Source organism: Ralstonia mannitolilytica, assembly GCF_905397375.1.
Classification (GTDB): Bacteria; Pseudomonadota; Gammaproteobacteria; order Burkholderiales; family Burkholderiaceae; genus Ralstonia; species Ralstonia mannitolilytica.
Genome location: NZ_CAJPVG010000027.1, coordinates 1 through 3,877 on the forward strand (window position 1 = coordinate 1; position 3,877 = coordinate 3,877).

3 protein-coding genes and 1 pseudogene are annotated in these 3,877 nt (G+C 63.0%); 1 reads left to right on the forward strand and 3 read right to left on the reverse strand.

Features of this window, described 5'->3' with window-relative positions:
* Nucleotides 1–305: 305 nt before the first annotated feature.
* Genes KHN96_RS22620 through KHN96_RS22630 form a run of 3 tightly spaced genes read right to left on the reverse strand, consistent with a single transcriptional unit; the run spans nt 306 to nt 2,991 of the window.
* The gene (locus KHN96_RS22620) at nt 306–1,712 is read right to left on the reverse strand and encodes a hypothetical protein (protein WP_115044382.1); all 1,407 of its coding nucleotides are present in this window, start codon (nt 1,710–1,712) and stop codon (nt 306–308) included.
* A 29-nt stretch (nt 1,713–1,741) separates the two neighbouring features.
* The gene (locus KHN96_RS22625) at nt 1,742–2,647 is read right to left on the reverse strand and encodes an ImmA/IrrE family metallo-endopeptidase (protein WP_244855927.1); all 906 of its coding nucleotides are present in this window, start codon (nt 2,645–2,647) and stop codon (nt 1,742–1,744) included.
* The gene (locus tag KHN96_RS22630; protein ID WP_091534243.1) at nt 2,644–2,991 is read right to left on the reverse strand and encodes a helix-turn-helix domain-containing protein; all 348 of its coding nucleotides are present in this window, start codon (nt 2,989–2,991) and stop codon (nt 2,644–2,646) included. The genes KHN96_RS22625 and KHN96_RS22630 overlap by 4 nt, the downstream gene beginning before the upstream one ends.
* A 243-nt stretch (nt 2,992–3,234) precedes the next feature.
* Between KHN96_RS22630 and KHN96_RS22635 the strand changes: the two are divergent.
* Nucleotides 3,235–3,877, forward strand: a pseudogene (locus KHN96_RS22635) (hypothetical protein); the annotation flags it as partial.

Consider the following 3,877-nt stretch of genomic DNA (forward strand, 5'->3'; position numbering starts at 1 on the left):
GTCGCTGTCGGTGGCGGGATGGCCAGATGGCGGAAAGGGGCGCGCGCGCAGCCGCAGCAGGGCGCAGGCCAGCAGATCGACGACCTCTTGGTGCGCGTGCCGAGGCCGATCAGCCTCGAGGGCCGGGGAGCGGGGTTCGAGTTCGTGCATGGTCGGCGTTTCGATGGAAAACGCCGACCATGCTAGGAATCAAGGGGCTTCGCGTAACGGGTTCTGGCGGGGATGCGCGGGCTTGCCCTGACCGATACTTCAAATGCAACCACGCCATTTGAACGGGAGGCGCGCGCCGCTGCGGACTTTGGACTTCAGAACAACAGCCTTCCGATGTCGCTGGCTGCGTTCAGCCCACCTCGCCAATCACTACCGCTCTTGGGCAGCGTGAAGGTGTACCGGTCGTCCCCCTGAAAAACGAGCTTGAAGTGCTTTCCATCTTCTGAGATGGAGAAACCCATGTCCTCCAACTCGCGTCTCAATTTTCCGTCAATGGTGCTCGTCCCTCGGAGCAGTCTCTTCAGTTGCTCTCGACGACCTTCAAGGGGATTCTCCTCCAGTCGGTTGGCTTCGAGGATCGACCTCAGCACATGTTGTCGGCGACTGTCGTGCTGAACCCGGGTGGCGGCATCTTCGATCGCGTCGAGGAGTATGCCGAGGACCTCGTTCGGATAGAGATCTCGCTCCCGCCCAAGCCTGAGCAGGCCACCACTCGCGGTCCCTGCACGAGCCTCATACACCCGGAGTTCGTTCCGTAGGCGTTGAATCTCACTTTCGGCCTCTTCGAGGCGCTGATTCTTGGCTTCGATCTCTTGGTCAAATTTCTCGACATACTCGTCGATCGCCTTGGAACCCGAGGCTTTGAGCGACAGAATGGCCTGTCGTGACGCGGTTTCACGGACGTAAGCCCAAGTGCACCGGGCGATCGGACGTCGATTCAGTAACGCAGCCCGGACTTCATCTTTGATGGCGCCCGCCAGATGACCCGGTGTCGAGTAATCGCCGCCCAGGAAGAAGGCTCGACGCCCGCCACCCTCGGGCCAGCAGATGCCGATCGTGCCGCCATAGACGTTCTCGGAATCGACTTCGAGTTGCAGGCGCACGGAAAACGGCCTGTTGGGCTCGACGACGACATGCGCCATGCCCGACAGGTCTGCTGCGAGACGATTAACGTCAAGAATGTACCCGCCTTGAAACCGTGCGCTGACGTAGACGATGGGAAGTCGGCAGCCGGCGTCGCCGCGAATCAGCTTGGCGGCAAGATCAATGTCGGTATTGGTCAGTATGTGCGCAGTATCGCGAATCGGCAGAGGACCATCCGCTGCTCCGCCAAGGGATTCCAGCACGGTCCTTACCACGACAGGTTTCTTCGCTGACGGCAGCCGAGCCGCGGCATGCTGAGACTCGCACTCGACACGAACACCCACCCAGGCGTCGGACGACGTTCTCGAAAACACGACGGTCGTCAGCCATTCCAGATCATTGTCGTGCCTGCTGTAGCGGATGCCGGCGAGATCGACGTCGGGCGAAGTGGCAAGGAGCGATTGAACTTTCTCTTTTCCGTTCTCGACATGCGCCTCGTCCTTCTGTAGCAGATCCCGAAGCATTTCGGCAGACAATCCAGTATGCGGAGACCCGGATATCCAGGTCACCATCGCCTGAAGGAAGTCCACGGTGGTTCGATCCGCTTCAACTGGAAACTCGGTGGCAAACGAAAGCATGGATGCCTCCAGAACGATCTCTACACAGCCTACTGTCGCCAATTTACGGCATCGAGAGTTTCGCCATCCTGCCAGGATCGATCCCAAGCGCGCGGCTCGGCACTTTCCAACAGCAGCAGGGTCAGGACGCGATCTCTCGAGGTGTAGCTGTGCTTGAACTCGCGCAGCTTCATGTGGGGGGCTTCCTCCGGGCACCAGATCGCGGCGGACATCTCGACGCCATCCCATGCCTGCTCGACGCTCGCGTCGGCGGCGAGCGTGCCGGGCAACGGCTCTTGCGGATCGCCGCTGCGCCGGATGCGTGCCCGGGTTCTCACGGCGCTGCTGCTGCGCCATTCGTACTTCGCGTAACCGTTGTCCCAGTAGACCAGGATCGCGCGCTGCGGGGTGAACTTGATGAAGCGGATGCACAGCGCCTCGAACGACACCTGGAAGCGCTTGGCAATGCCACTGAGGACGTGCAGATCGATGCGTCGGTTCGAGATCCACTCGCGCAGCCGATCGCCGGGCATCAGCAAGTTGCTGGCGAAGTCGTCGGCCTCGCGCTCGATCAGACGCATCGTCTCGTGGCCGGAGTGGACGCTGTCCTTGTCGCAGTTGAAACGCGACTGCTGGTCGCGGTGCAGGACGAAGTGGCCCAGCTCGTGCGCGATGGTGAATCGCTGGCGCTGCGGGCTGACCATGCCGTTGTAGGCGATACCCCAGACCTCAGGGTCACCGGGGTCCCGCGCCAGCATGCCCTCGAAGGCATCGTCGTTGAACTGCACCGGGGGACGAATTTCCCGAACCCCTTTGCCGTAGGGCGTGGTCGGCAGCATCTGCCGCACGACATCGAGATCGACGGCCTCGGGCACGTCCGCGCCATACCAAGCCCGCAACCAGTGGTGGACTTTGTTGGCGGCGATCGCGCCGTTGAGGGCCGGGGGCGTGTTCACCTTTTGCTTTCCGGCAGATCCTTGTCCGGGAAGATGATCTTCAGCGCTTGGCGCACCCGGTCCTTCTCAGCTTCGGTCATGCCAGCATAGGCACGGAAGAAGGCCACATCCTCGGGGCTGGCCTCGGGGACCTGGGGCATGGGCTCGCCCATGATGTCCTCCATCGTCACGCCCAGCACCTTGGCCAGCGCCTGCACGCGCTCGGCCGAGGGGCGTTGACCCTCCTTCATCTCCAGTTCCCAGATGTAGGCCTTGGTGCAGCCGACCGCGTCGGCGACTTGCTGCAAGGTCAATTTCTTCGCCTCGCGAAATCGCCGCAGGCGAGATCCAAACGCGGAAGCCATGGCGATGCCCCGTCTCGAATCGACTGTCAGTGTAGAAAACCAGACCGCAAGTATAGCCACGAGATACCAAAAAGCGCCAGACGTGCCGCGATGATTGACAGGCGGAATGGGGCGGGACACAATCGCGCTGTATCTCGCTACTTTACTCCGGCGAGATGCCCGTTCGGTAACCCCGTCGCCGGCCCGCGTGCCCGATCCATCGGTCCGCAGCCCTCGACACCTCTTGCGGAAAGGACCGAGAAGATGAAGAAGACCTTCGTCGACGTGCTGCTCGAACTGCCGGTGGACGCGACCCTCAGCACGTTCCTGGCCTCGCACGGCCTGCCCGTGGCCGACGATTTCGACTGGGAGGACACGCCGCGCACCTCACAGGCGCTGGTGGAGGCCGTTCGCGCCTGGCCCGACGTCGCCGCCCGCGACCGTCTGATCGGCAACCTCATGGCCAGCATCCAGTTGGCCGACCCGGCCGGCAAGCAGGCGATGTTCCAGGCTGCCGCCGGGGACGGCGCCGCGCTGCTGGGTCTCGTGGCATGCCGGAGCGACACCCACCGCTCCTTCTGGCTGTATGCCAACCACCCGGCGCTGTTCGAGCGGGCCTGCGAGTTCGACTACCTGGAGCGCCACGGATCGCAGGCCCAGCAGCACGACCTCGGCGTGAAGCGCCGGCCGAACACCTCGGATGCCGCGCTGATCGCGCTGCGCCAGGCCATCTCGGCCTTCTATCAGCGCGAACTGCAGTGCGGCGATGGCAGCGTGGCTTACCTGGTGGAACGCAGCCCCGGCGTGTTCCTGCTGACGGTCCACGTCAAGGACCTGGCCATGCTGCGCCTGGAGTTCGAGGGCGCCCATCTCACCCGTCGCGTCGGCAACCCGAACATCCACATGG